The following is a 26,488-nucleotide window of genomic DNA, read 5'->3' as shown; positions in this document are numbered from 1 at the left end:
GAGCCTTTACTATTATACTCAATAAAGATGAATTTGATTTCTTTTAGATGTGGTTTTTTAGTATTTGCTAGATTTATGAGTGTGACTGTTTTTTTTGCTCTTGCTCCAATTTTAGCTTCGAGTATTCCCAATAGTGAAATTATTGACCTATCCGCTTGTTTAAATTCATTATAAACTTAAATAATTTTAGATAGAATATTGTTTGCTCAAACTTATTCTTTGTAATTTTGTTGTTATACTAACTAAATTAGCTAAACAGCTTAAATTTTTTCAGTTATGGCAATAATGATTACAGATGAATGTATTAATTGTGGTGCTTGTGAACCTGAGTGCCCTAATACAGCAATATATGAAGGTGGTGTGGAATGGAATTGGGCAGGGGGTACCTCGCTTTCTGGAAAAGCTAAACTTATAGATGGAACGGAAGTAGATGCAGAAGAAATGCAGGAACCTGTTTCTGATGAGTTTTACTACATTGTGACTGGTAAATGTACAGAGTGTACTGGTTTCCATGAAGAGCCGCAGTGTGCCGCTGTTTGTCCAGTAGATTGTTGTGTGGACGACCCTGATAATGAAGAGACAGATGGCGAGTTAATGTCTAAAAAAGAATGGATGCACAACGAGTAGAAATACATTGTTAAGTTGATAATATTAAACCCGCAAGATTTTTCAAACTTGCGGGTTTTCTTTTCAAACGCTTTCCAAAAGCAGTATTCTACTATCTTTCTTAAACCTTAATTTACCATTTTCCACATTTGCGGTTTCTCCCGTGTAGTAATTTCGTATTTTCTGATTTTCTTCAAAAATAGCTTGAACATCTACTTCCTTCACGTTTTCTTCCATCACAACTACGACTTTATCGTCAAAATCATTGTGATTTAATGACCTGCTAAATGTATAAGGGGAATCTGATATTTTTTGATGAGTACCAGCCCCAATAGCAGGGTGGTTTTTTCTAAACTGTCCTAATTTTTGCCAATGATTATGGATTTCTTTAATACTGTATCCGTCTCGTTTCGCATCAGATTCTAATTCATCCCAATTCATTAAGGAACGTAATTTGGCATCTCCCTCGGCTTCGGCATTCAATAAACGAGCGGTTTCATCTCCATAATATATTTGTGCTGCACCTGGACTAATCATTAAATAGGCAGCGGTATTGAATACATTAGTTCTATCTGCATCATAAGGATTTCCATCATCATGAGAAGATAGATAATTCAATACTGATTTGTTTTTCAATTCGCCTTTATTCAAAAGACTGTCATAAGTAGAAAATACCTCATCCGGATGTTTGTCTTTCAATTCCCACTTTAAAGAGAAGTTAATCATACTATGAAAACCTTCGTCAAAGAAATTAACAGCAGTATCACCGTCATAAGTGTAATTTAGACCATCGTAAATTGAATAATTATAGATTTCACCTACCATATAGAAATCCAAGTCATCTAATTTTTCTTCTGGATTTTCATTTTTCCAGTCTTTTAAAGCTTTTAAGGCTTCTGCATATAATTTGCCCCAAATGCCAGCTTCAGTATGTTTTACGGTATCCACTCTAAATCCATCTACACCAAATTCTTTGATATAATCCGTAATCCATTTAATTAGATAATATTTTGGAGCTCTCGGGTATCCTGTACGTTCAAAGAATTCATCCAACTCGGCCAATTCTTTATCCAGTCTGCCTTCTTGCTCCCATTTATCCAGTAGATGTTGAGGTAGTTCCACTTCTTCTTCCGACTCAGTTAAAATATCTGGTAAGTTGTCGACTAGCGTACATTTCACAGTGCTTTCCCAATCCTGGTAGGTACAATTAGGATCAGTTCTTACCCATCCATCCCAAATTGGATCTTGTTCAGTTACTGGGCCGGTATGATTCATAACCACATCTAGTAAGATTCTAATACCATTTTCATGAGCAGTTTTTACCAGTTCGCCCAGATCCGCCATAGTACCAAAATTCGGGTCCAGTGCTGTCCAGTCTTTAGTCCAGTACCCATGAAATCCATATGTTTTACCAGTGCCTTCATCTACAGATCCGTGAATTTGCTCGACTAATGGATTGACCCAAATGGCATTCACACCCAAGTCATTGAAATAGCCCTCTTTTATTTTTTGAGTAATGCCTTTTATATCACCTCCCATAAAATTTCTGAGTGTTGCTCCATCCTTCTCCCTTCCAAAGTTATAGTCATTGTTCGGATTTCCGTTATTGAACCTATCTGCTAACAGAAAATAAACAGTAGCATTTTCCCACATAAAAGGAGCATCTTTGGTGGAAGTTGTTTTCGACTCTTCTGGTGAATTACAGCCTAAGATGAATAAAAGCAAAAGTAATAGCGGTGCGGTTTTCATAGTTAAAAATGGTTTAAAAAATAAAGGGTTGAAATTGCTAATAAAAATTGGGTTTGGCAATTATTGAAGGGCTTTGATTCAATCAACTTATTGCAAAAAGCCAGACAGGACCTTCATTCCTTCGAAGGAAGGAATCTAATTATTTTAATCTCTAATTAAATTATTAATACATAAATTCAGTACTAAGCAAAAAACAAAAGGGCAGCTACTTGCCACCCTTTAATCCTTAATTATATAATTACTAATTCTTAATTTGATCCTGGTATTTGCTGAAATTCTACGGCTGGCTCTCCGTTCTTGAAAGCTTTTCGTGGCTTTAAATTCAATGTCTGAAATAATTCTGCATCTTCATTTACTTCAGGATTTGGAGTTGTTAATAACTTATCGCCAGCAAAAATTGAATTAGCTCCCGCCATGAAGCATAATGCTTGCTCTTCCTGATTCATTCTTACTCTTCCTGCAGATAATCTTACCATTGCTTTTGGCATTGTAATCCGGGCTGTTGCAATCATTCGTACCATTTCCCAAACAGAAACTTTTGGTTGTTTCTCTAAAGGTGTTCCGGGTACTGGTACTAAAGCATTCACTGGAACTGATTCTGGATGTTCTTCCATGGTAGCTAGCGTGTGCAACATGCCTACTCTGTCTTCATGTTGTTCGCCCAATCCGATTATACCACCAGAGCAAACCGATATTTTTGCTTTTCTAACATTGCCAATTGTATCAAGCCTGTCATCATAAGTTCTAGTGCTGATAATGTCATCGTAATGCTCTTCAGAAGTATCTAAATTATGATTATAAGCATACAGCCCGGCTTCCTTTAATTTTTGAGCTTGAGATTCAGTGAGCATACCTAAGGTACAGCAGACCTCCATCTCCAACTCATTAATACCCTTCACCATTTCCAATACTCTGTCGAAATCTCTATTATCTCGTACTTCTCTCCATGCTGCACCCATGCAGAAACGCGTGCTGCCGTTTTCTTTTGCAATTCTTGCGCTTTCCAACACTTCTTCAGTTGGTAGTAACTTATGAACTTTTACATCAGTATGGTATCTAGCAGCTTGCGGGCAATAAGCACAATCCTCGGGGCAACCACCTGTTTTTACACTCAATAATGTACAAACCTGCACTTCAGAAGGGTCATTGAACTCCCTGTGTACGGTAGCCGCTTGATAAATGAGTTCTAAAATTGGTTGATTATATATCTTTTCTATTTCTTCCTTTGTCCAGTCGTTCCTTATTTCTGTCATATTAGTTTTTCTTTTTGGGTAAGCTAAGCTGAAATTCTAACTATAATGTAAAAAAAGGTGCAAATTATTTGATTTCCAAATCAAATGGCATTCTTGTTTGTAATCCTTTATTTTCCATTACATATTCCAACTCTTCAAGGTAGTGAGCCATTTCTCCATAAGTATACTTTTTATGCAGCACTTTAGCTGAAGAACCCATTTCTTGGAGCAGTTGTTGAATAAATGGCTGTTTTTCCGGGTAATAAACTTTCATAAAATCTCCCTCTTCAAGGCCGGCTGATTGTGCTGCAATATTTACGGCATCATTAAATCCACCTAAAACGTCAACCAAACCATTGTCTTTAGCTTCAATTCCAGACCAAACTCTTCCTGAGGCTACATTTAATAATTCATCAATAGCCATATTTCTACCCTCAGCTGCTTTGGAAGTAAAGTCTTCATATCCACTTTCTACCATATTTTGTATGATTTTCTTCTCGCCTTCATTTAAGCTTCTAGTTACCGTGTATAAATCTGAATACTCACCTGTGCTTACTCTATCAAATGTGATTCCCAATTTGGAGTCCATGAATTTCGATAAATCGGGAATAATCGAGAATATTCCTATTGAACCCGTTATGGTATTCGGTTGAGCAACTATGGTGTCGCAGGCCATAGCCATGTAGTATCCTCCAGATGCAGCTACACTTGACATAGAAGCAATAACTGGTTTTACTTGTTTAGCTAATTTTACTTCTCTCCACATTACATCAGAAGCTAAAGCACTTCCTCCTGGGCTATTAATTCTCAATACAATTGCTTTGATTTTATCATCTAGTCTAGCTTTTCTGATTTCTTTAGCAAATACGTCTGATCCAATGCTACCTTCACCACCTTTACCTGATACAATGTTTCCTTCTGCAACAATGACAGCAATTCTATTCGTATTGTATTTTTCTGCAACAAAGGATTTGCTATACTTTTTTACAGAGGTAACTGGAATTTTCACACCCTCTTCAAGTCCAGCGATTTCTCTCATTTTCGTTAAAACCTCATCGTAATATCCTAATTGAGAAACTAATTTATAATTGAGAGCATCTTCGGTTGTTCTTACTTTCAATTGATCTGAAATCGATCTTAATTCAGCAGCGTCAATTCCTCTAGCATCAGCAATATTTTTGATAAAAACTCCGTAAACAGAATTTAAAAGAACACTTATCTGCTCTTTGCTGGCGTCACTCATATCTTTCCTGATGAATGGTTCTACTGCACTTTTGAAAGTACCCACTCTGAATATTTGAGGCTCTACATTTAATTTCTCAAATGTTCCTTTAAAGAAAGTAACTTCGGACGATAGACCACTCATTTCCAACATTCCGGCAGGATTTAAAATAATATTATCTGCTACTGATACCACATAATAACCAGTTTCAGAGTATGCCTCTGCATATGCCAAGATTGGTTTCCCCGATTCCTTGAAATCGATGAGCGCATTTCTGATTTCTTCGATTTGGGCAAAACCTGCCATTACAAATGGGGCGTCCAAATAAATGCCTTTGATTTTCTCATCCGATTTTGCTTGTTCAATAGATTCTAAAATATCCATCAAACTAATTGGTGTTGGTTCATTTGTTAGAGCTTGACTAAACTCAGCAAATGGGTCGTCAGAAGTCATCTCTACAATCGGTCTATTAAGTTTTATCTCCAAAAAGGAATTGTCGGCAATTTTAACTTCGCTATCTTGTGAGGCAATTCCTGCGAAAATAAAAAAGAAACCAACAAAGAAAATTACTAGTGCAAGCAGACTAGCGAAGAATATTTTAAAAAAACTTTTCATAATAATAATTAAGATTGATAATCATTTAAATTTTAATGCAATACTAATTCCATTAATATTGTAATTTATTGCAAATTAGCTATAAAATAATTTGATATAAAAGTATAATTCTACTGAAGGCTAAACTTAATTATGGAAGGGGTATTCTTGCTGCTTGGAAGCAATTTAGGAAATAGGGAAGAGATATTAAATCAGGCAATTGCTGCTTTAGAAAAAAAGGGTGTTACCTTAGTTAGTAAGTCTTCAGTTTACGAGACCGCAGCATGGGGAAAAACAGATCAACAGGCATTTCTTAATCAGGTTTTGCAGGTGAAAACCGAATATAGCCCTAAAAAATTACTTGGTGTAATCCAGCAGATTGAGCTCGAATTAGGACGGGTCAGAAAGGTGAAGTGGGGCGAGCGTTTAATTGATATTGATATTTTGTATTATCATGACCAAGTCATTAATCAAGCAGGACTGGCAGTTCCTCATCCTGGAATTCCCGAAAGGAGATTCACTTTAATTCCGTTGGTGGAGATTTGTCCTGATTTTATTCATCCTGTCTTTCAATTAGATCAAAAACAGTTACTAGAAAAGTGTAAAGATCATCTGAATGTCTCCGTTGTTGAAGATTGTTAGATCTTTGGAAAAAGGAAAGTCCTGATGATTTTGTTGAAATATATGCTCAAGTAGATATTTTTGTTAGTTACAAAAATTGAATCTTTTTACTGCTGTGGCAAAGTGCCTCTTAATCATCAGAAATAGAAAAGAGAAAGTTAATCAAAAGGCAACAGAAATTTGACGGGCTATTATTCAATTTCAAGATAGCCTTTTTTATATTTCTACGTATTGTTATTATTACAAAAAAAAAACTCAATGGATCTATTCGATAAAATAAAGTGGATATTAGGTATTTTGATAGTTTTCACCCTAGTTATAACTACTAACTTGGTAGATAAAAGTAATTTTTCTCAGATGAGTGAGGCTGTTGAGTCAATTTATGAAGACCGACTTGTTGTTAAAGATTTGATCCTTAAAATCTCTGAAGATATTCATCAAAAAGAGATTGCTGCTATAAAGGCTGATTCTAGCTTTTACAGCAAGATGAATGAACAAATCAATAAGGAAATTGATGGTCATCTAATAAGCTATGCTCAAACAAAATTAACTGTTAAGGAGGCACAGTTTTTAAATGACTTTCAAAAGAACTTAGCCGATTTAAAAGTGATCGAAAAGAATTTTATACAGTCTAATTATGTAAAAGACGGTTCACTTCTTAATCAATTTCAAGTAGTTAAAAGAGATTTAAAAAATCTAGCGGAGATTCAACTCAGAGAGGGAAGTAGACAATTTGAAAAAAGTAGGAGAGCTATGGATACCGTAGATTTGTTTACACAAATTGAAATTTACATTATGATTTTTCTAGCTATTGTCATTCAAATAGTGATTATATATAGCCCGAAAAAGGAAAGATAGTCATGTTGTCGGATAGCTATCTTTTTTAGAAAGTCATCATTAGTCCAATTCCAGTTGATGACAAGGTTAAATTGAATTCGGCTTTCGTGCCCTTTTCACCCATCAGTTCTCTGGAGTTATATAAGTCGATCGCTTCATCTGCTTTCCTGTTTGCTTTTTGCTTTATTGGAACTGCAATTGCAATTAAACTGACTCCTGTTATCAGTAATGGTAATGTAACTTGAGGAGAAGGGTCGAAAAAGGTGGGTATAAAAGTGCCTGCGCCAAATCCAGCTATTAAAGAAGAAGTAAATGCCAATCGTCTTGATGATTTCATCATTTTATGAGAAACTTGGTAAGGCCTCATCTTCTTCAGCACTTGTCTCTCAGATACTTCTTTGCCTAAAATGTAGTATCGATTCTGGACTAGGTTTCCCTTCCGCTCAATTAAAGGAGCATCAAATTGACTATATGCTAATTGCGATATGGTCAGAAATATAATAATCAGGATATTTTTCATTGGTCGATAGTTTTTGGTTCTTTTAAATATGATTTAGCTCCTAAACGCCTCAATTAAATCCACTAGCATTTCAGTTTGTTCCTTGGAATGAGTTGGGAAATTAGCTATTCTTATGTGTTCCTTTTTATAAGCCCCATAACCAGATCCAATATGGATTTTCTTGCTTTTAAGATGGTCTATTAATAGATTACTCTCAAAGTCGGACTTTATGACTTTCACCGTTTTTGAGCGGTGTTTTTCATTTGCCACAAAATGATGTAGTTGGGGATGAGCTTCAATAACTTGATTTAGAATAGCAGATTTATAATCAATTTCCCTTCGTATAGCAAGTATTCCTTTTTCTAACATATCAGCTGCCACTTTTGCCAATGTATAAATCCCAAGAATATTAGGGGTTTCTGCAGTTTGATAGACTGCGGCTTTTTCGACCATATCTGGCAACCTATGATAAGAGCCTATCATCTTTCCCTTTGCTTCCAAAGCCATTGCCTTTTCTAAGCATCGGTCATTCACGATCCAGATACCAAGTCCTGCCGGTAAACCAAAAGCTTTCTGAACAGAGAAATACAATGTATCAATACTCTTAAAGTCAATTGGAATAACTGGAACTCCTGAAACTCCATCAATAGCTATCAATTTGTCTGGATATTTTTGTCTTATAGCGTTGATGGTTTCTAGAGGCATGGTAGTTCCGCATGCAGACTCGTTCAAACAAAGCGTTATAAGTTCAACATCTCGAGGCACCTCAATCTTATCAAAATCGGGAACAGTCCCATCTTCCACTACTAATTCATGAACTTTTCTTCCAAGTTGTGTTGAGATCTTTGCAAATCTTTGAGAGAATGCTCCCATACTCACATGATAGCTTTCATTTTCTACACAATTTTCAATGATTCGTTCCCAAGCTTCATTTGCCGAAGAGGTAATCAGTACATGGTAGTCCTCAGGAATATCCATCAACTGTTTCAAGTTCTGCTGGCATTCCCGGTAGATATCTTTGAATTGCTGACCTCTGTGGGAGGTACTGCATACCCCTTTTTTTAAAGCGGTTTTAATGTGTTCTTCAGCAGTAAAATATAAAGCTGACGGGCCTGGAGTAAAGAATAATTCAAACATTGGCGGTCTCTATACTGATTTTGGACTTTCTTTTATAGTCGGACAGTGTTATTCCAAAAAATAGAACAGCAGGAATCACCATACCGATAGCGCAAAATAAGTACATCTGAGATAGAGAAAAAATTTCTGCTATGTTTCCTAAGAAAAAAGCACCGATTCCTATCCCCAAATCAATAGATGAAAAGAAAGTACTTGTAGCAACCCCTCTTTTCTCAGCCTTCACCATATTAATGACCATAGTTTGAAGCGTAGGCATCACAATTCCGTTTCCTAAACCTAACACAAAAGCTGCAACAAGAAAACTTGGTTCGGCTGTACTTTGGGATAAAAGTATTAGTCCTGATATGGTACCTACAAAACTAAGAAGCATTACGAAAGCAGGTCCTTTTTTATCCATCATTTTACCAGTAGAAGGCCTGATGATACTTACTCCAATGGCATAAATTAGGAAAAACATACCCGTACTTTCAATGGAAAGTTCTTTAGCAAACAAGGTGATAAATGACATGATCCCTGCAAATGGAAACGCCAGCAATAGCATAACCATTGAGACTTTTAAAACCTTTGGTTCAAAAACATTTTCCCAACTTAGTTTATTTTTTCTGTTACTTATTTTGGGATGGTTGACAAAGAATGACATAATCACCGCAAGAGAACAAAGAATTCCCGAAGTAATGAATAGTGCCTGATAGCTTCCAGTTTCCCTTAAAATCTGCAAGCCAACTAATGGTCCGATCGCCATACTTAAAGTCATAGATAGTCCAAAAATGCCGATTCCTTCACCTCTGCGACTGTCCGGGACTAAATCAGAAGTAATAGTTCCCCCACCCGTGGTCACAATGCCCCAAAAGCCACCGTTTACTAATCTTAGAAACAGTAAAAAAATAAAAGATGCTGCTAATCCATATGCTGCCATTACGATAGCATAACAAAACATGGCAAAAAGAAATAATTTTCTTCTTCCGTATTTATCAAAAGCATAACCACTTAAGGGTCTCACAACTAAAGCTGATAAAGCATATATTCCTATAATATAACCTACTTTATCCGCATTTTCACCCAAAACATCAGTCACAAAAGTGGGCAGGGTAGGTAAGAGAAAATAGAATGACACTGCCATCAATAGGTAACTAAAGCAATGTAGAAGAAAATCTTTAGTGTATAGAGGCGATTTGGTCATATTTATGTCAGAATTAATGTAACTACATTGAATTAAGTAATGCTAACTGAATAGCAATGGGGTAAGTTTCTATATTGAGTTAAAACTTTGTTAAGATTCTGAATTGACTTTTTAGTCTCTAAGTATTTCTAAAATTGCAAGAGTATCTTTGGCTTGACAAGTATGTAAAAGTCTACCATTTACAACTATATTGGGACCCATTTTGCAATAGTCCATGCATTTTGTTTTTACTAATCTAATACTCTTCTTTTTGCCAAATTTGATATTCTTTTTCAATTCTGACTTAAGTTCCTCACATCCGTTTTTCTTGCAGTCTTTTCCAGTGCAGATGAAAATGTGATCGTTTGAATTTTGAGATGGCTTCACTTAGTAATTGATTTTATATTTGATACCTAAAGATGAAATGTACTATAGCGAAAAATAGCAATCTTTGTTTTCAACTCACCAGAATTATAGATGAAAGTTATTTCAGCCGATATTAACACTTTAGCATTAAAATTAATCAAAAAAAAAGTCTACCAGATAATCTGATAGACTTTAGAAATTTAAATACATTTCTACAAGCTATTTCTCAGCCTTTTTCTTTGTAGTAGTTTTCCTCGTAGTACGTTTCTTTTTTGGCTTCTCTTCCACGATTTCATCTTCAACATCCGTCAAAATTCTTCCGCAGTGCTCACAAACGATTAATTTTTTTCTATCTCTGATGTCAGCTTGTCTTTGAGGAGGAACAGTGTTAAAACACCCGCCACAAGCACCTCTTTTAACAGGAACCACTGCTAGGCCATTCCTAACATTTCCTCTTAATCTGTCGTAAGACGCAACTAATCTATCTTCAATTTTCTTTAGAGCTTTTTCTCTGTCTTTCTCAAGTTTGCTTACTTCTTCAGTAGTTTCAGACTCGATGTTTCCTAATTCAGATTTTTTACTCTCCAAATCTTTTACACGGTCTTCGTGCAAAGCTTTAGTTTCCTCAATGCCTTTTTCTTTATCTTCTATTTTGGCTTGAGCTTCTTTAATTTTCTTTTCATGGATTTGAATATCCAATTGTTGCAGTTCGACCTCTTTGGTGATGGCATCATATTCACGGTTATTTCTAACGCTCATTTGTTGCTCACCATATTTGGCAATCAGTTTTTCAGATTCTTTAATACCTTGCTTAGCGGCATCAATTTCGTCTCTGATGGCTTGAACGCTATCATCAAATTTTTGAATTCGGGTTTCATAGCCTGCAATCTCATCTTCTAAATCAGCTACCTCGTCAGGTAGGGCTCCCCTCACTTTTTTAATATCGTCTAATTTTGAATCGATGCTTTGTAATTTTTTCAAAGCATCAAGCTTTTGTGCTACAGTACTTTCCATGCAGTTAATAATATTTTATCGGATTCGTGACAGTCTGTCCTAAATGGAGTGCAATATTAGCAAAATTTTCTTTCAATACTGCATAAAATATCTCATTTGTAAATCGTTCACTCTCATAATGCCCTATGTCGGCTATAATCAGCCTTTCTTCGGCATCAAAAAATTCATGATATTTAATGTCAGATGAGATATAAATGTCAGCTTGTTTGTTTTTTGCCTGTGAAATCAGGAATGAACCCGCGCCTCCACAAATTGCAACCTTTTTAATTTTACGGTTTATCTCTTTAGTATGTTTTATAACTTTTAAGCCCATTCTTTCCTTCAAATAATCAAGAAAGTCTGTTGGCTCCATTGGCTCCGCTATTTCTCCAATCATTCCAGAACCCAAGTCATTATATGTGTTTTCTAATTGGTGCAGATAGTAAGCAACTTCCTCGTAAGGATGAGCATTATGCATCGCAGATAAAACTTTGTTTTTTAGGTGCATTGGAAAAATGACCTCCACTTTATTTTCATCAACTGTTTCGAGCTTATTGGATTTACCAATACTTGGATTTGCTTTTTCTGTGGGAAGGAAGCTGCCTTTTCCGGATGATTCAAATGCGCAGTCCTTGTATTCACCAATTTGGCCAGCGCCAGCCTGATGCAAGGCTTTTTTTAATTCGTTTGTATTCTCTTGTGGAACGAATACACTAAGCTTACCCAACTGTCTTTTTTTTGGACTAAGTACTTCAGCGTTGCGCAGACTTAGTTTCTCCGCTATTTTTGCATTTACACCAGTGCTGATATTATCTAAATTTGTATGAGAGGCATAAATGGCAATATCATTTTTTATAGCTTTAATTACGGTTCTTTCCACATAATTACTGCCGGTAAGTTTTTTTAATCCCTTGAATATAATCGGATGATGGGCCACAATCAGTTCGCAATTTTTTGCCTTGGCTTCTTCTACTACCTCTTCGGTAACATCCAATGAGATTAAAATATTACTCACGGTTTTGGAGGCATCACCAACGATTAAACCGGCATTATCATACGATTCTTGATAGTCTAGGGGCGCAATGCTTTCCAAATGTTGGACGATATCCTTTATTTTGCTCATATTTGCTTTTAAATCTATTCGATCAAAGTTATAAAGTTTTACAGCCCTTGCAAGTCTTTAAAAATAAGTATTGGCAATTAATCATGTCACCGTTCAGCTTTCTATATAAATGGGTGATGCAATTCCGTAATCATTTATATGATATAGAGTATAAGCCTGTGTTCAGATTTGATACCAGGGTGATCTCAGTGGGAAATTTGTCTATGGGAGGAACCGGTAAAACTCCTTTTGTAGAATATCTTTTAAGATTTTTGATATCGAAAAACTATGAGAATAAAATTTCAACTTTATCTAGAGGTTATGGAAGAAAAACTTCAGGTTTCAGAATAGCTAATAAGAATGACGATCCTAAATCAATTGGGGATGAGCCTTTTCAAATATATAAGAAATTCGAAAATAAGGCTCATGTAACTGTAGGAGAGGATAGAGTCTTAGCGATCCCGAGTATATTGCAAGATTTTCCAGAAAATGAAATAATCATTTTAGATGATGCTTTTCAACATAGAAGTGTGAAGCCAAATTTATCAATACTATTGACAGATTACAGTTCACTTTTTTATAAAGATTATGTGTTGCCGTCTGGGACACTCAGAGAAGGAAGGTCAGGCGTGAAAAGAGCAGAGGTTGTGGTAGTAACTAAATGCCCAAAAGACATATCCCTTAAAGAGAAAAATGAAATAAGAGTTAAAATCAACTCTTACACGAAAAATGAGGTGTTTTTTACCTCCATTAATTATGAACGTCCTATTCCATCTGTAGGTGATAAAGGCCTAGGGAATAAAGTAATATTAGTAACAGGTATAGCCCACGCACATCATTTTAAAGAATTTCTACTTCGAGAAGGAGTTGAAATTTTAAGGCATTTCGATTTTGCAGATCATCATCATTTTTCAGTAAAAGAAATTCAAGAAATCGAAAGCCTAGCTGAACAGGAAAATGCTACTATTATAACCACAGAAAAGGATTGGGTACGATTGATATCTATGCCCGAACTATCTACATCTTTTCGAACCAGGCTTTTTTATGTCCCTATCATGGTACAGTTTTTGGATGACGAAGAATCTTTTCATCGAATCTTAGAAGATTCTATACTTAGTACTATATAAATCCATGACTTTAGTTAATTTTGCGACTGTTTTGAAGAAATTTTCACTAATCATATCGATTTTTTGTTGTGGATTTACCACTGGTTTTGCTCAGGTGACGGACGATTCTACCAAAAATGTATACGGAGCTAAAACCACACTTTTTACTACAGAGGAAAACATAAAAAATAATATTGATTCCTATCAAACGATTGATACCAGCTTAAATAATACTCATAACTGGAACCCTGTAAATATTTCTGATTATTACTATCAAAATTTGGGAACAATTGGAACAGCAATGCGGCCTGTTTTTTATGAAGCACCTAATGTGATTGGCAAAAGAAGTGGCTTTGGAGTTTATGATCCTTACGTCAAAACACCAGATAAATTCAAATATTTTGATACAAAATCTCCATTTACACAGATGAGGTCGGTATTTGGAGGAAATTATAGAGCATTTATAGGAATCGACTTTTCTCGAAACGTTAATGAAAATTGGAATGTAGGATTTAGTTTCAGAAGATGGACAGTAGATAAACAAATAGGACCATTGCAGAGTAGGGGAGATTTGAATGTATTGAGCCACTCTTATGATCTGCAAACAGATTATCGTTCACCTGATCGAAAATATCACGTAATGTTTAATTTTGCTCGAACTTTCCATAAAGTAAATGAAACAGGTGGGATCAAGGATTCATCCGAGGTCATAGATTATGAAGAGCTATTTGATTATGATGATGAGGATATCAATTTAAGAAATGCGCAGGGTGGTGAGTTAAGGCAGCAGTATCATTTGTATCAGCAATTCAAATGGAAAAAGATTTTACAATTTTATCATGTTTTTGATCGGACAAATCGAATGAATACTTTTGTAAACTCCAATCCTTCAGCAGAAACAGACGTAAATTTCTTTGATGATATTCTTTTGAGAACAGATTCAACTGTAGATTTAAGTAGATTCGTATATTATCAAAATGAGATTGGTTTTAAAGGGGAGATTGGTGAAGCATTTTATCGTTTTTATGCAAAAAGGAAGGATATTAGATATACGGGTAAATACCTAAGTACTGTAAACCCCGTAGTGGAAAATTATGCAGGAGGTTATTTTCGCTTTGCTCCTAAAGAAAATTGGCAATTAAAAGCAAATGCGGAATATGAAGTAAGTGGTAATTACCGATTAGACGCCAGCTTGAAAATTCCTTTTTTGACAGTGTCAGCCTCTAGTATGCAGTTTGCCTCACCCTTCTTTTATGAACAGCATTTAGGTAATCATGACTTTTGGCAAAACGATTTTGGAAGTGAGCAAGTACAACAGCTGAGTGGGAAATTAGATGTCAAATGGAAAGATTATTTTAGGATACAGCCTAAATTAGATCTGAAAATAGTCAGCAACCATATGTATTTCGATACCTTAGCCATGCCGCAACAAGCCTCGGGCACAGCACCACTTTTGCATCCTGGTATTGAAGCAAAGGCAAAATACCGATCTTTTAATCTTGAAGGAAATTACATCTATACTTTAAAAGAAGGAGCAAATGCGGATTTGTTTAGAATTCCAGAGCATTTCTTAACATTAGATTTTTATTACCATAAAGTCTTTGAAGGAAAATTAGAGACCCGCATCGGCCTCGAAGGTCATTATAAATCCACCTACTTTGCGGATGATTACGATCCTGTTACACAACAATTTCACTTACAAAACTATTTTGAGGTACCTGGCTATATGTTTGTGGATTTATATGCCACTGCAAAAATCAATACAGCACAAATATTTATTAAATTCAGACATTTAAACCAAGATATAACGGCCGGGGGATATTTCACCGCACCTTATTACAGCGGTCAACAAAGAATACTCGACTTCGGAGTTACTTGGTCATTTTTCGATTAAAAGCTGAAAATGGAAAAGGAAAAGTTCACTTTAGGTTTAGAACTACCAACTGACCCAAGGTGGGTAGATATTGCGGAAAAAAATATTGAAGATATTTTAGTTGATCACGCTTATTGCGAACAAAAAGCAGCCAGTTCATGCATGAGCTTAATTATCAATTTTCCAGAAATGGATGAAATGGTAAGAGTTATGACCCCCGTTGTAGCAGAAGAATGGTCACATTTTGAAAGAGTGCTGGAACAACTTGACAAGAGAGGCTTTAAGCTAGGTCGCCAGAGAAAAGATGAATATGTCTCTCAATTAATGAAGCTTGAAATTAAGGGCGGCAGCAGGAAATATCAGTTAATGGAGAAGCTCCTGATCAATGCTTTAATAGAGGCAAGGAGTTGTGAGAGATTTAAGCAGCTGCATATTCATATTCAAGATGAGGAACTAAAGAAGTTTTATTATGAACTGATGGTTTCCGAAGCAAGTCATTATAAAAATTTTCTGAAACTAGCCGAAAGCTATCAACCTAAAGAAGAAGTAAAAAAGCGATGGGCAGAACTATTAGAGGCAGAAGCTGAAATCATGAAGAATCTGGAGGTTAGAAAGGATAGGTTACATTAACTGCAGTACGCATCGATAACAAGTAAATAGAGTTTCAATTATTTATATTTGTTTAAACTAATGGACTTTTGACGAGTAGATTTAAAGCGTTTAACCTCATCTTTTCTTAAAGCTTCATGTTTGGTTTTCCTGCCCTGTACGCGTTTTCTCCACATCCTGAAACTGGAAGGCTTCATTTCCTTACGCATGATTTTGATAGTTTGCTTTTCGGAAATCCCAAACTGATTGAAAATGGCATCAAAAGTGGTGCGGTCTTCCCAACCCATTTGTACTATTCTGTCAATTTCTTCTGGCTTTAAATCTTTGATTTTTTTCATGTTTGTAAAACAGCTGACTAGGATGATTGTTTTGTAAATCAGTTGACTTGCATAGTTTTAAAACCTGACAGGTTTTGTCTTTGTCTGGTTTACATTTGGTACCCAAGAGGTAATCAATAAAAAAACATATAACTTATCAATATTGCAGCAACAATCCCAACTGCATCAGCAATTAAACCACAAGTCAGAGCATATCGTGAATTACGGATATTTACCGAACCAAAATAAACGGCCAATACATAAAAAGTAGTTTCTGTAGAGCCTTGCATTACACTTACTAATCTCCCAACGAAGGAATCAGCACCATGAACTTCCATGGCATCTACCATCATTCCTCTTGCGCCACTGCCGCTCAAAGGTTTCATTAAAGCCGTAGGGATCGAGGGAACAAAATCTGTATTTAATCCCACGAAGGCCACCATTGCCTCCAATCCATCTTTTAGCAAATCCATCGCTCCTGATGCTCTAAAAACTCCTACAGCTACTAATATGGCAATGAGATACGGAATTATCATAATTGCGTAATTGAATCCTTCCTTAGCTCCTTCAACAAATGAATCATAAACATTCACTTTTTTGCGAACCGCCAAAACGATAAACGCTATAATAATTGAGAATAAAATGAAATTAGCAATATTTGAGGAAATAGGACCTATTTCGGCTTGACTTAGATTGCTGAAGAAATAAATAATACTAGCTATTATTAAGCTTAATAAACCTAAGGAAAGTAGTATATTTTTATGAAATAGATTGATTCTCTGAACTATTGAAACAGCTATTAATCCGCTCAAAGTTGAAAAGAAGGTAGTCAATAAAATGGGAATAAAAACATCTGATGGATCGGCTGCGCCTAGTTGTGATCTATAAACCATTATGCTAATGGGGATGATGGTCAGGCCAGAAGTATTTAATACCAAAAACATGATCTGTGCATTACTGGCAGTATCTTTTTTTGGATTTAGTTCCTGTAAACTATGCATCGCTTTTAGACCTAAAGGCGTGGCAGCGTTATCTAATCCCAGCATATTAGCTGAAATATTCATGAGCATTGCACCCATGGCAGGATGGTTTTTTGGCACTTCAGGAAATAATCTTGAAAAAAGAGGAGAGGTGATTTTAGCTAAAATGGAAACCATTCCACCTTTTTCACCAATTTTCATAATACCTAGCCACAATGACATTACACCAGTTAGCCAAAGAGAAATTTCAAAGCCTAATTTAGCATTATCAAAAGTGGCCTGGGTCAGGGCAGGAAAGATTTCCATATCGCCCATGAAAATCCATTGGACCAAGGCAAATACAAAAGCTATAAGAAAAAATGCAATCCAGATGTAATTGAGAACCATAAGCGCAATTAATCACTAAATACAGGATTTTACAATATTGAAGTAGAAATTTGTAGAAAGAAAAGGTGAAATTATATTTCGAACATCATTAAAATAAGTCAAGGAGTCAATGGTCTTTTCTGTGATGTTTAAGAAGTCTGATATTCCATTTGGCAGATCTATAATATCAAATACCGTTAGTTCCAAAGCTTTAAACGATCCATAATTCATGCACAACAAATCGCAACAGTGGACAATAGACTATTTATTAAGGTTCCGTCTGTCATTGCTTTAAAAAACTGATCTAATTTGTAATAAATCCATAGTTTTTAGATATTCAATTTTCAACCTACTAATGACCCAATGAAGGAGGATTTTTTACATTACGTTTGGCGCTACCAAAAATTTAATAAAATTGATTTAGAAACTACCGATGGTGGTTTGGTAAAAACAATCAAAACTGGATTTGCACATCATAATTCTGGGCCTGATTTTCAACATGCTAAAATTCTAGTAGACGAAATGGAGTGGAATGGGGCTGTAGAAATTCATATTAAGTCTTCAGACTGGAATCGTCACCATCATCATCATGATCCAAACTATGAAAATGTGGTTTTACATGTAGTATGGCAAAATGATAAACCCATTCAGCATCCTGATGGCAGTAAAATACCAACAATTGAATTGAAGGATAGGGTTGATTATACTTTGATTGAAAAATTTGAGAAGCTGCAGAACTCGCAAGATGAGATTCCTTGTGCCGGACATTGGTTTGAAGTTAGCGATTTACATAAATCTGAAATGCTAGAAAAAGTTTTGGTGGAAAGACTTCATCGAAAATCAGAGAAAGCGAAAACACATTTCTTCGGGACACAGAATTGGGATCAAGCTTCTTATTTTATGTTGCTGTCGGCCATGGGTTTTAAGGTTAATCAACATCCGTTCGAGCATTTGGCTGAAATTTTACCTTACAGTTTAATCAAAAAGTATAGGGCAAATGTTTTTCAGTTAGAAGCCTTATTATTTGGCTGTTCTGGATTTCTAAATAGCAGTTTTGAAGATTCGTATCCAAATCAACTTAAGAAAGAGTGGGAATTTTTAAAGCATAAGCATCAAGCAACTTTAGGAAGCCCAATGAATGTGCATGAGTGGCGATTTCTCAGATTAAGGCCTGCTAATTTTCCAACTATCAGATTGGCAGAATTAGCTCAGATTTTATATATATTCCCTTCGATATTCGATTCTTTTGTAATTGATCTGAATTTAAAGTCTATCCAAAAACGAATGAAGGTTAAGGTATCTGATTACTGGTTGAACCATTATCAATTTGATAAGGAAAGCAAATTTCGTAAAAAGCAATTGGGTGAAAATTCTATTAAAACGCTGATTATAAATTGCCTTCCACCACTATTAGCACTGTATGCTAATAGCGTTGGAGAAGAAAAATACATGGATAAAGCCATTCAACTTTTAAATGGCATAAAGGCTGAAAAGAATTATATTACCAAAAAATTCTCTGACTTAGGGGAAGAGATTACATCAGCATTTGATTCACAAGCCATGATTCAACTTCATAATGATTATTGCCAACCCAAAAAATGTCTGGATTGCAGCATCGGCTTATCCATTTTGAAAGCATGATGACAGTTTTCTTTCATATTTTGCTTATATCTACAATTTTTGTTTTGATATATCGAAAAACAGCGAATGGTGATGATAAAATGGTGTTTTTCACTTTTTCTCTTCTAAAAATCTGTTGTGGCATCTTAATTGGTTTTTTGTATTGGTCATTTTACGGGGGGATTGGTGATACTATTTACTTTTACGAGCAGGCTGAAGTCCTTTTCCAATATTTCCACGGAGATCGAATTTCCTTTTCTTCATGGGTAGGATTCTCCCCTCTGAATTTATCATTAGCCGAATTCTCCGCTCAATATGAGCCAAGAACTTTCTTCTTTGTAAGATGCATTAGTTTTTTATATGCTTTTTCACAAGGTAATTATTTCACTATGAGTATTTACTTAAGTTTCTTTTCGGGTTTAGCAACGTGGGGTTTTGCTTATCAATTGGGAAAATGTTGCAGAATGCAGAAACGTGCTATTTATGTTGCCTTGCTTTTTATTCCCTCCATTACATTTTGGAGTTCAGGTTTGTTGAAAGAAAGCCTAATGACTATGTCGATTTATGGTTTAGGATATGCTGTTCTAATGTGGAAAAATAATTACAAGAACTGGATTTATTCGATGCCAATCTTGGTATGTCTTTTAGTTCTTTGGCAAGTAAAATATTATGTCCCAATTGTATTGATTCCTATATTATGTTTAGCACTTTTTTTTAGTCAATCTAACTTTTTGAGCAAATTCAGATTTCGAACGAAAATAGCGCTCTTTTTGGCCCTATTGATCATTGGTGGTTTAGGTATGGCTCTTATGCATCCCGTTTTTAATAGCGGTCGATTTTTTGAATTGGTTCGAATTAGTCACGATGTAATAGCTAGAAATTCGTCTGTCGCTATTATTCATTTTCAAAATACAGAAAATAACATTTTATTTTTTATAAAGAACCTTCCTTTGGCTTGGTTCACTGGTGTTTTCAGGCCGTTGGTTTGGGAATCATTCAATGCCTTTTCCATGCTGTGGGCTATAGAGAAGGGAGTTTTTACTGTTCTAGTTCTTATTGCAAGTTTCCTTTCTTTTAAAATGAAATTTAATCAAACTGAAAAATGGTGGGGGATAGCTATTCTTATTTATTCGTCAATTTTATCTTCAGTCCTATCTTTAGCAACACCCAATTTTGGGACTTTAATTCGGTATGAGGTGGCATATATGCCGTTTTTGTGGTTATTAGTTTTGATGACCTTAAATAAATATAAAGTTAACTTAAAATAGGAAGCGCTTTATTGCGCAAGGCATTAATTAGCCTTAACTTTGCAATTCTAAAAATCAAATATGGATAAAAAACCAGTAATAATCTTAGGAGCTAAAGGAATAGGGCCATCTGTTGCTGAAATATTTAAAAGTAATAATGTTGAAATTTATTGCTTTTTGGATGATGACAAGGAGATGCATGGGACTGAGATTGATTTCGTATCTGTTTTAGGAGAAACAGATGATGATGGTTATTTAAAATACATTGGCAAAAAGTGTGATGCTTTTGTGGCGGAAGACAATATGAAGGCACGAAAAAAGATCACTAAAATGCTAAATGACCGTAGAAAAACAATGCCCGCAAATGCAATTCATGCCCAGGCAATTGTCTCGAATTCAGCGCATTTAGGATATGGAAATTTCGTTAACGCAAGAGCTGTTTTGGGGGCGTATTCGAAAGTACCAAATCATTGCTTGATACACTCAGGTGTTTTAATTGAGTATAATGTAGAGCTTGGAGACTATGTACAAGTTGGTGCAGGTTCACAGTTGAATAGTGGTGTTGTAGTTGGAGATGAAACTTTTATCGGTTCCGGAGTCACTGTTGTATCAGGAGTAAAAATAGGCAAGAAAGCAAACATTGGGGCAGGCTCAGTAGTAATTAGAGATGTCAAAGACGGAGAGACTGTTTTTGGAAATCCTGCTCAAACGATTGAAAAATAATTAATTACAAATATAAAATCACCTTATTTACACTAAGGAGGAGATTATGGACAATACAGAAAATAATTACAAAGTAATACTTTATTACTGCTACGCAGAGATTGAGAATCCTGATCTGTTTAGAGATGAGCATCATTTGATGTGTTTGGAGCTGGACTTAAGAGGGAGAATTATTGTCTCAAAGGAAGGATTAAACGGTACGGTATCAGGAAGCACTGAAAATGTAGACGAGTATATGAAAAGGGTAAAAGCGGACTCTCGTTTTGCGGATACTGATTTCAAAGAGGATTTTCATCCTGAGCATACCTTCAAAAAGTTAAATGTGAGGCATAAGCCTGAAATAGTGCATTCAAGCCTTTCGCACATCAATCCTCGAAAGAGAACTGGAGCTTATGTTGAGCCCGAACAGTTCAGAGAGATGATTAAAAATCAGGAAGATATCGTGATTTTGGATGTTCGTTCTAATTATGAACATGAATTAGGGCGATTTAAGAATGCTGTAACTTTAGACATAGAGAATTTTAGAGACTTTCCTGATAAGATTAATGAACTAGAGCAATTTAAAGACAAGAAGATTGTCACTTATTGCACTGGTGGAATTAAATGTGAAAAAGCAAGTGCATTTTTACTAGAGCAGGGATTTGAAAACGTTCATCAATTACATGGTGGAATTATAAAATACGGTTTAGAAGCCGATGGTGAAGACTTTGAAGGGAAATGTTATGTTTTTGATAATAGACTTTCAGTGGATGTAAACAAAATTAATCCAAAAGTAGTCTCGCAATGCTTTGTTTGCGGGACGCATTCAGACAGGATGGTCAATTGTGCTAATCCTGATTGTAATGTACATGTGCCGATTTGTGAGAAATGTGGATGGGAAATGGAAGGAGCTTGTTCAGAGGAGTGTAAAGAACATCCAGAAAAGAGAGAATATAACGGAACTGGTTATTATCAAAAGAATACCAACGGATATGATCCATATAAGGGATTTCAAGGAAAATTGGAAAAAACGAAATAACTATAGAGAAGGTCACTTACTTTCTCTTGGACCTAAAAGATCTAAGCTTCAGTAGATTTTAAAAAAAGTCTGAATGCTTGAATCAGAAGTTGAATGAATTACCACATTAATAAAAATTAACATGGAGAAAAAATATCCTGAGTCAGAATTAATTTTGAATAAAGACGGTTCCGTTTATCATTTAAGTTTAAAGCCTCAGGATATTTCAGATGTGATTCTAACAGTTGGTGATCCATCCCGTGTGCACAAGGTGAGTCAGTATTTTGATAAAATCACTTTTGAGATGAACAAAAGAGAGTTTATCACTCATACAGGTACTTATAAGGGAAGGAAACTTACTGTAATGTCCACGGGAATGGGCACTGATAATGTAGAAATAATGATGACCGAATTGGATGCTCTTGCCAACATCAATCTTAAAAAAAGGGTGGACAAAACTAAGAAAAAGGCATTAAAAATTATTAGAATTGGGACATCAGGAGGTTTGCAGCAAGACTTGCCAGTTGACTCATTATTAGCTTCACAGTTTGCAATAGGTTTGGATACTTTGATGCACTTTTATCCATTGGAAAGGACGGAGGCAGAATCCAATGTTGAGTCTGCTTTTCAATTGGAAATTAATTTACCATTCCGACCTTATTGCGTAGAAGGGTCATCCAGTTTACTCAAACATTTTTCAGAAGAGATGAATATAGGAAATACTGTGACTTGTCCCGGTTTCTACGCTCCTCAAGGTAGACAATTGCGTACTCCGATACGATTTCCTGACATAGCAGACAAGTTATCAATGTTTCATTACGGAGATTTATGGTTGACTAATTTCGAAATGGAAACTGCTGGATATTATGCTATGGGAAGATTGCTTGGCCACGAGGTTTTGAGTTGCAATGCAATAGTAGCAAACAGAATGACACATCAGTTTTCAAAAAATTCCGATAAAACTATAGACGAATTGATTAAGAAGGTTTTGGATAAAGCCTCAGAATTGTAGAATTCCGAAATAATACAATCTAACTTTGTAGAGCTGAAGCAACTGTTAATCGAAAATGATTGATTTTATGCAGATATTATACTACTTTAATATCTGAATGAACCAATTATGAAATTTTTATATCTGTTAATAGTACAATTTTTAACCTTCCAGCTATTTGCACAGAATCAGCTAAAAAATACAGATTTTAGAACTTTAACGGTAAATGATGGACTGTCGCAAAATATTGTTGAAGCCATTTATCAAGGGAATAGTGGTTTTTTATGGCTTGGAACGCAAGACGGTCTTAATAGGTTTGATGGACAGAATTTTGTATCGTATAACTATAAAATTGATGATTCCACAAGCTTAAGTAATAATTATGTAAAGGATATAATAGAGGACAATAAGGGGAATTTATGGATTGCTACTTACGGTGGTGGATTAAATAAATTTGATAAAAAGTCTTCATTTGAGCATTTTACTTATGATAATTCTAGAAACTCTATTAGTGATAATGTAATCTATACTATTTTTCAGTTATCTGATTCCATCTTTTGGATAGGTACAAAAAAGGGTTTGAATAAATTTAACATCATTACTGAGGAATTCACGAATCTTAAAACTACTTCAAAAACATTTCCTAAACTTCATAATCCTGTTGTTTACAGCATTTCAAAAGCTAGAAATGATGAAGAAATTTGGGTGGGTACTCGGGAAGGCTTACATAAAGTCAATGTGAAGACCTTTGAAGTTCAGCAATTTTTGAAAGGAGATAATGGGCTTTCGGATGATGATATTAGGGATTTGTTTTTTGATTCCAATGGCACGCTTTGGGTAGCTACTAAATTTGGAGGATTATTTTATAGAACTGAAAACTCCCAGGAATTCGAATCAATTGACTTGAAATTCAAAGGTGAAAATTCAGTTTATGCACGAAAAATTTACCCCAATGAGGAAGGAGGAGTGTGGTTAGGTACCTTCGGTTCTGGTCTTTTTTATGTAGATCAAAACTTCGAAACAAAATATCACTTTCAAGAAGAAAAGTACAATCTTAAAGCATTACCCTCCAACAATGTAGTGGAAATATTTCAGGACAATTCTTCAAATTATTGGCTGGGTACTCATGGAGGGGGGATATCCTCATTCAATTTGAATCAAAAGAAGTTTGACTTGTATCAACCGAATGAAAAAGATCCATATAGTATTTCGGATGATGCAGTAAATTATATTTTCGAGGATAGTGAAGGAGATATTTATGTAGCAAACGATGCCGGTATCGATGTTGTAATTGAAGAAGAGGGACAACTCAAATTCCAGCAAATCATCAGTAGTAATTCGGGACTTCCTGATGACAGGGGTTGGGTAGTCTTCGAAGATTCTGAAAGTCTTTTATGGGTAGGATTATGGAATTTTGGCTTATCGAAGTATAACAGAGATACAGGGGAATTGAAATCATATATGCATATCGAAGAAGATACAAATTCAATCACGACAAATTTTATTGAAAGTATTGCCGAGGCGCCTGATGGTAAACTTTGGATAGGTTTACTGGGAGATGGAGGGCTAGCTGTTTTTGACAAAGAAACTGAGAGCTTTAAAAATTACCTTCATGATTCAAATCAATCAAATTCTCTCTCGAATAATAGAGTTCATAAAATATTAGTTGATAGTAAAGAGCGAATTTGGCTTGCAACTGATTTTGGATTAGATCTATACAGACCAAATACTGATGATTTTCAACATTTCAGATATAATAAAAATGATACTAATAGTATTAATTATAATGTTATAAGAACTATTGAAGAAGACAGTAATCAAGATATCTGGATTGGTACTGGTGGTGGTGGTTTTGCGAAGATGATAGAATCTAATGAAAGCATTATTTTTAAATCCTATACGAAAGAAGATGGATTAGTGAATAACAATATAACAGGTATTACTGAAGACCTACAGGGAAATCTTTGGATCACGACCTATAAGGGTATTTCCTTTTTTAATCCAAGAACGGAAGAATTTAAAAATTACGATGTTTCGGATGGGTTGCAGGGAGAGGAATTTGTCCGAAGATCTATAACCACTCTTAAGGACGGAAGAATTTTTGCTGGCGGATTCAATGGTCTAAATGTTTTTGATCCAAGTGAAATAAAAAGTAGTTACTTTCAGCCTGGCATTAATATTGTCGAAATTGATATAGTAAGTGAAAATGGTAAAAAGACTATCACAGACTTTACAGTTGATTCTTTATTATTAGATCACCAAGATTATTTGTTGTCAATGGAAATTGCCACAACGGATCTAAGTTCCGATGATAAAATTGAATATGCTTATTTTTTGGAGGGGTTTGATAAGGACTGGATCTATAATAAAAACAGAAGACATTTTTCCTTTACAAATTTACCAGATGGAGAGTACAATTTAAAGATTAGAGGGACCAATGCAGATGGTAAATGGTCTAGTAAAGTAAAGGAAATTTATATCAAGGTTGACCCTCCATTCTGGTCCACTACCTGGTTTAGAGTGCTTACTATTATAGCAGTCTTAATTCTTCTATTAACTTATATACAATTACGAATTCGGTTTTTGAAAAGCCAAAGGAGAAAGTTACAATCTAAAGTAGAAGAAAGAACTTTAGAACTAGAGGATGCAAATAAAAGTCTAATAGAGAATCAGTCATTAGTGATTCACCAAAAAGAAGAAATTTCAGAACAGAATAAAGAAATAGAATATAAAAATGCTATTATTCAAAAGCAAAATGATGATTTGAAATTAAGTAATCTTCAACTAGAAGAAATGGTTGACGAGAGAACTAAGGAACTCAGGGAAGCTAATAATGATTTGAAAATAGCTAAACATGAGTTTGATACGTTCTTCTATCGAGCAGCCCATGATCTAAAAGGTCCAGTTTCAACAATTTTAGGACTTTGCTACTTGGCTATGAAAGAGACTGATGAAGAAGCTTCCAAGTTTTATTTTAACAAAGTAAACGAAACTGCAGAAAGGATGAATAATATTTTATTTAACCTTCAAAAAATTAATAAACTGAAGCTGCAAAAAGTTGAAGTGCAAGTTTACAATATCCGCGATTTAATTATTGAAGCATCTAAAGAGAATATACCTGACAATGAGGAATGGCAACAATTCATTGACATTGAGTTGAAAACTGATGATTATGAAATTTTAACAGACTCAACGCATATAAAGGTGGTCTTTTCGAACTTGATTAATAACTCCATTAAGTTTACTAAGAGGGGAGAAAAGCCTAAAATATCAATTGAGTTTACTAAAAACTCAAAAGAAAATGCTTATCAAATCGTATTTAAAGATTCCGGTTTAGGTATTGACCCAGAACTGAAGGATCAAATTTTCAATATGTTTTTTGTGGCTACTGAGCACAAGCGAGGAATTGGTCTTGGCCTGTATAGTGTAAAGCTGGCGGTTTCTAAATTAGGAGGGGAGATACATCTAGAAGATGACAAGCCAGCTAGTTTCAGAATTGAATTACCTATCCCCCATTATCAGAGAATCTTGACAGAGTAGAT

Annotated in this window: 23 protein-coding genes; 12 read left to right on the top strand and 11 right to left on the bottom strand. The window is 35.1% G+C overall.

Annotated elements, in window-relative coordinates:
- Window positions 1–276 precede the first annotated feature (276 nt).
- Window positions 277–627 (top strand): 4Fe-4S binding protein, encoded by a 351-nt coding sequence (locus tag Q3Y49_RS17830; RefSeq protein ID WP_303269993.1) that lies wholly within the window; start codon window positions 277–279, stop codon window positions 625–627.
- Window positions 628–690: 63 nt separating this feature from the next.
- Here the strand turns inward: Q3Y49_RS17830 and Q3Y49_RS17825 are convergent, their stop codons facing one another.
- The 3 genes from Q3Y49_RS17825 to sppA all read right to left on the bottom strand — a co-directional run bounded on the left by Q3Y49_RS17825 (window position 691) and on the right by sppA (window position 5,424).
- The gene (locus Q3Y49_RS17825; protein ID WP_303269992.1) at window positions 691–2,355 is read right to left on the bottom strand and encodes an alpha-amylase family glycosyl hydrolase; all 1,665 of its coding nucleotides are present in this window, start codon (window positions 2,353–2,355) and stop codon (window positions 691–693) included.
- 248 nt (window positions 2,356–2,603) lie between these two features.
- Entirely contained in the window at window positions 2,604–3,608 is a 1,005-nt protein-coding gene (bioB, locus tag Q3Y49_RS17820) for a biotin synthase BioB (RefSeq protein WP_303269991.1), read from the bottom strand.
- A 64-nt stretch (window positions 3,609–3,672) separates the two neighbouring features.
- Window positions 3,673–5,424: a signal peptide peptidase SppA gene (gene sppA / locus Q3Y49_RS17815; RefSeq protein ID WP_303269990.1), complete on the bottom strand. Its 1,752-nt coding sequence runs from the start codon at window positions 5,422–5,424 to the stop codon at window positions 3,673–3,675.
- Between the two features lie 132 nt (window positions 5,425–5,556).
- Here sppA and folK point away from each other — a divergent pair, with 132 nt between their 5' ends.
- Window positions 5,557–6,045 carry a 2-amino-4-hydroxy-6-hydroxymethyldihydropteridine diphosphokinase gene (gene folK, locus Q3Y49_RS17810; RefSeq protein ID WP_303269989.1) on the top strand — a complete coding sequence of 163 codons (489 nt, stop codon included), beginning with the start codon at window positions 5,557–5,559 and terminating at the stop codon, window positions 6,043–6,045.
- A 237-nt stretch (window positions 6,046–6,282) separates the two neighbouring features.
- Complete coding sequence (locus Q3Y49_RS17805) at window positions 6,283–6,882, top strand: MCP four helix bundle domain-containing protein (protein ID WP_303269988.1); 600 nt, start codon at window positions 6,283–6,285, stop codon at window positions 6,880–6,882.
- A gap of 25 nt (window positions 6,883–6,907) precedes the next feature.
- Here the strand turns inward: Q3Y49_RS17805 and Q3Y49_RS17800 are convergent, their stop codons facing one another.
- The 6 genes from Q3Y49_RS17800 to Q3Y49_RS17775 form a co-directional block, all read right to left on the bottom strand.
- Window positions 6,908–7,381, bottom strand: coding sequence for a hypothetical protein (locus Q3Y49_RS17800; protein ID WP_303269987.1), 474 nt, complete (start codon window positions 7,379–7,381; stop codon window positions 6,908–6,910).
- A gap of 33 nt (window positions 7,382–7,414) precedes the next feature.
- The gene (locus tag Q3Y49_RS17795) at window positions 7,415–8,497 is read right to left on the bottom strand and encodes an aminotransferase class V-fold PLP-dependent enzyme (protein ID WP_303269986.1); all 1,083 of its coding nucleotides are present in this window, start codon (window positions 8,495–8,497) and stop codon (window positions 7,415–7,417) included.
- The gene (locus tag Q3Y49_RS17790; RefSeq protein WP_303269985.1) at window positions 8,490–9,677 is read right to left on the bottom strand and encodes an MFS transporter; all 1,188 of its coding nucleotides are present in this window, start codon (window positions 9,675–9,677) and stop codon (window positions 8,490–8,492) included. Before Q3Y49_RS17790 ends, Q3Y49_RS17795 begins: the two co-directional genes overlap by 8 nt.
- Window positions 9,678–9,788: 111 nt before the next feature.
- A complete protein-coding gene (locus Q3Y49_RS17785) occupies window positions 9,789–10,043 on the bottom strand; it encodes a (2Fe-2S) ferredoxin domain-containing protein (RefSeq protein ID WP_303269984.1) in 255 nt (84 codons plus the stop codon).
- Window positions 10,044–10,241: 198 nt separating this feature from the next.
- Entirely contained in the window at window positions 10,242–11,036 is a 795-nt protein-coding gene (locus Q3Y49_RS17780; protein ID WP_303269983.1) for a zinc ribbon domain-containing protein, read from the bottom strand.
- A 4-nt stretch (window positions 11,037–11,040) separates the two neighbouring features.
- Window positions 11,041–12,138 (bottom strand): Nif3-like dinuclear metal center hexameric protein, encoded by a 1,098-nt coding sequence (locus tag Q3Y49_RS17775; protein ID WP_303269982.1) that lies wholly within the window; start codon window positions 12,136–12,138, stop codon window positions 11,041–11,043.
- A gap of 83 nt (window positions 12,139–12,221) precedes the next feature.
- On the opposite strand from Q3Y49_RS17775, the gene lpxK reads away from it, so the two are divergent.
- The 3 genes from lpxK to Q3Y49_RS17760 are packed head-to-tail and all read left to right on the top strand — an operon-like array spanning window position 12,222 to window position 15,726.
- The gene (gene lpxK / locus Q3Y49_RS17770; protein WP_303269981.1) at window positions 12,222–13,244 is read left to right on the top strand and encodes a tetraacyldisaccharide 4'-kinase; all 1,023 of its coding nucleotides are present in this window, start codon (window positions 12,222–12,224) and stop codon (window positions 13,242–13,244) included.
- Between the two features lie 31 nt (window positions 13,245–13,275).
- A complete protein-coding gene (locus tag Q3Y49_RS17765; RefSeq protein ID WP_303269980.1) occupies window positions 13,276–15,117 on the top strand; it encodes a putative porin in 1,842 nt (613 codons plus the stop codon).
- Between the two features lie 9 nt (window positions 15,118–15,126).
- Window positions 15,127–15,726, top strand: coding sequence for a MiaE family protein (locus Q3Y49_RS17760; RefSeq protein WP_303269979.1), 600 nt, complete (start codon window positions 15,127–15,129; stop codon window positions 15,724–15,726).
- A 38-nt stretch (window positions 15,727–15,764) separates the two neighbouring features.
- On the opposite strand, the gene Q3Y49_RS17755 is transcribed toward Q3Y49_RS17760, so the two are convergent.
- The gene (locus Q3Y49_RS17755) at window positions 15,765–16,043 is read right to left on the bottom strand and encodes a TIGR03643 family protein (protein ID WP_303269978.1); all 279 of its coding nucleotides are present in this window, start codon (window positions 16,041–16,043) and stop codon (window positions 15,765–15,767) included.
- Between the two features lie 113 nt (window positions 16,044–16,156).
- Window positions 16,157–17,389: a nucleoside recognition domain-containing protein gene (locus tag Q3Y49_RS17750; RefSeq protein WP_303269977.1), complete on the bottom strand. Its 1,233-nt coding sequence runs from the start codon at window positions 17,387–17,389 to the stop codon at window positions 16,157–16,159.
- A 342-nt stretch (window positions 17,390–17,731) separates the two neighbouring features.
- Here Q3Y49_RS17750 and Q3Y49_RS17745 point away from each other — a divergent pair, with 342 nt between their 5' ends.
- The 6 genes from Q3Y49_RS17745 to Q3Y49_RS17720 all read left to right on the top strand — a co-directional run bounded on the left by Q3Y49_RS17745 (window position 17,732) and on the right by Q3Y49_RS17720 (window position 26,486).
- Complete coding sequence (locus Q3Y49_RS17745; RefSeq protein WP_303269976.1) at window positions 17,732–19,009, top strand: DUF2851 family protein; 1,278 nt, start codon at window positions 17,732–17,734, stop codon at window positions 19,007–19,009.
- The gene (locus Q3Y49_RS17740; protein WP_303269975.1) at window positions 18,967–20,256 is read left to right on the top strand and encodes a hypothetical protein; all 1,290 of its coding nucleotides are present in this window, start codon (window positions 18,967–18,969) and stop codon (window positions 20,254–20,256) included. Before Q3Y49_RS17745 ends, Q3Y49_RS17740 begins: the two co-directional genes overlap by 43 nt.
- 60 nt (window positions 20,257–20,316) lie before the next feature.
- Entirely contained in the window at window positions 20,317–20,958 is a 642-nt protein-coding gene (locus Q3Y49_RS17735; protein ID WP_303269974.1) for an acetyltransferase, read from the top strand.
- 46 nt (window positions 20,959–21,004) lie between these two features.
- Entirely contained in the window at window positions 21,005–21,976 is a 972-nt protein-coding gene (gene trhO / locus Q3Y49_RS17730; protein ID WP_303269973.1) for an oxygen-dependent tRNA uridine(34) hydroxylase TrhO, read from the top strand.
- A gap of 121 nt (window positions 21,977–22,097) precedes the next feature.
- Window positions 22,098–22,967 carry a nucleoside phosphorylase gene (locus Q3Y49_RS17725; RefSeq protein WP_303269972.1) on the top strand — a complete coding sequence of 290 codons (870 nt, stop codon included), beginning with the start codon at window positions 22,098–22,100 and terminating at the stop codon, window positions 22,965–22,967.
- Between the two features lie 108 nt (window positions 22,968–23,075).
- On the top strand, window positions 23,076–26,486 hold the full coding sequence (locus tag Q3Y49_RS17720) for a sensor histidine kinase (protein WP_303269971.1): 3,411 nt from the start codon (window positions 23,076–23,078) through the stop codon (window positions 26,484–26,486).
- The last annotated feature ends 2 nt before the right edge of the window (window positions 26,487–26,488 follow it).

This window comes from Marivirga harenae, assembly GCF_030534335.1.
In the GTDB taxonomy this organism is placed as follows: domain Bacteria; phylum Bacteroidota; class Bacteroidia; order Cytophagales; family Cyclobacteriaceae; genus Marivirga; species Marivirga harenae.
This window is presented reverse-complemented; position numbering and strand designations above follow the sequence as displayed.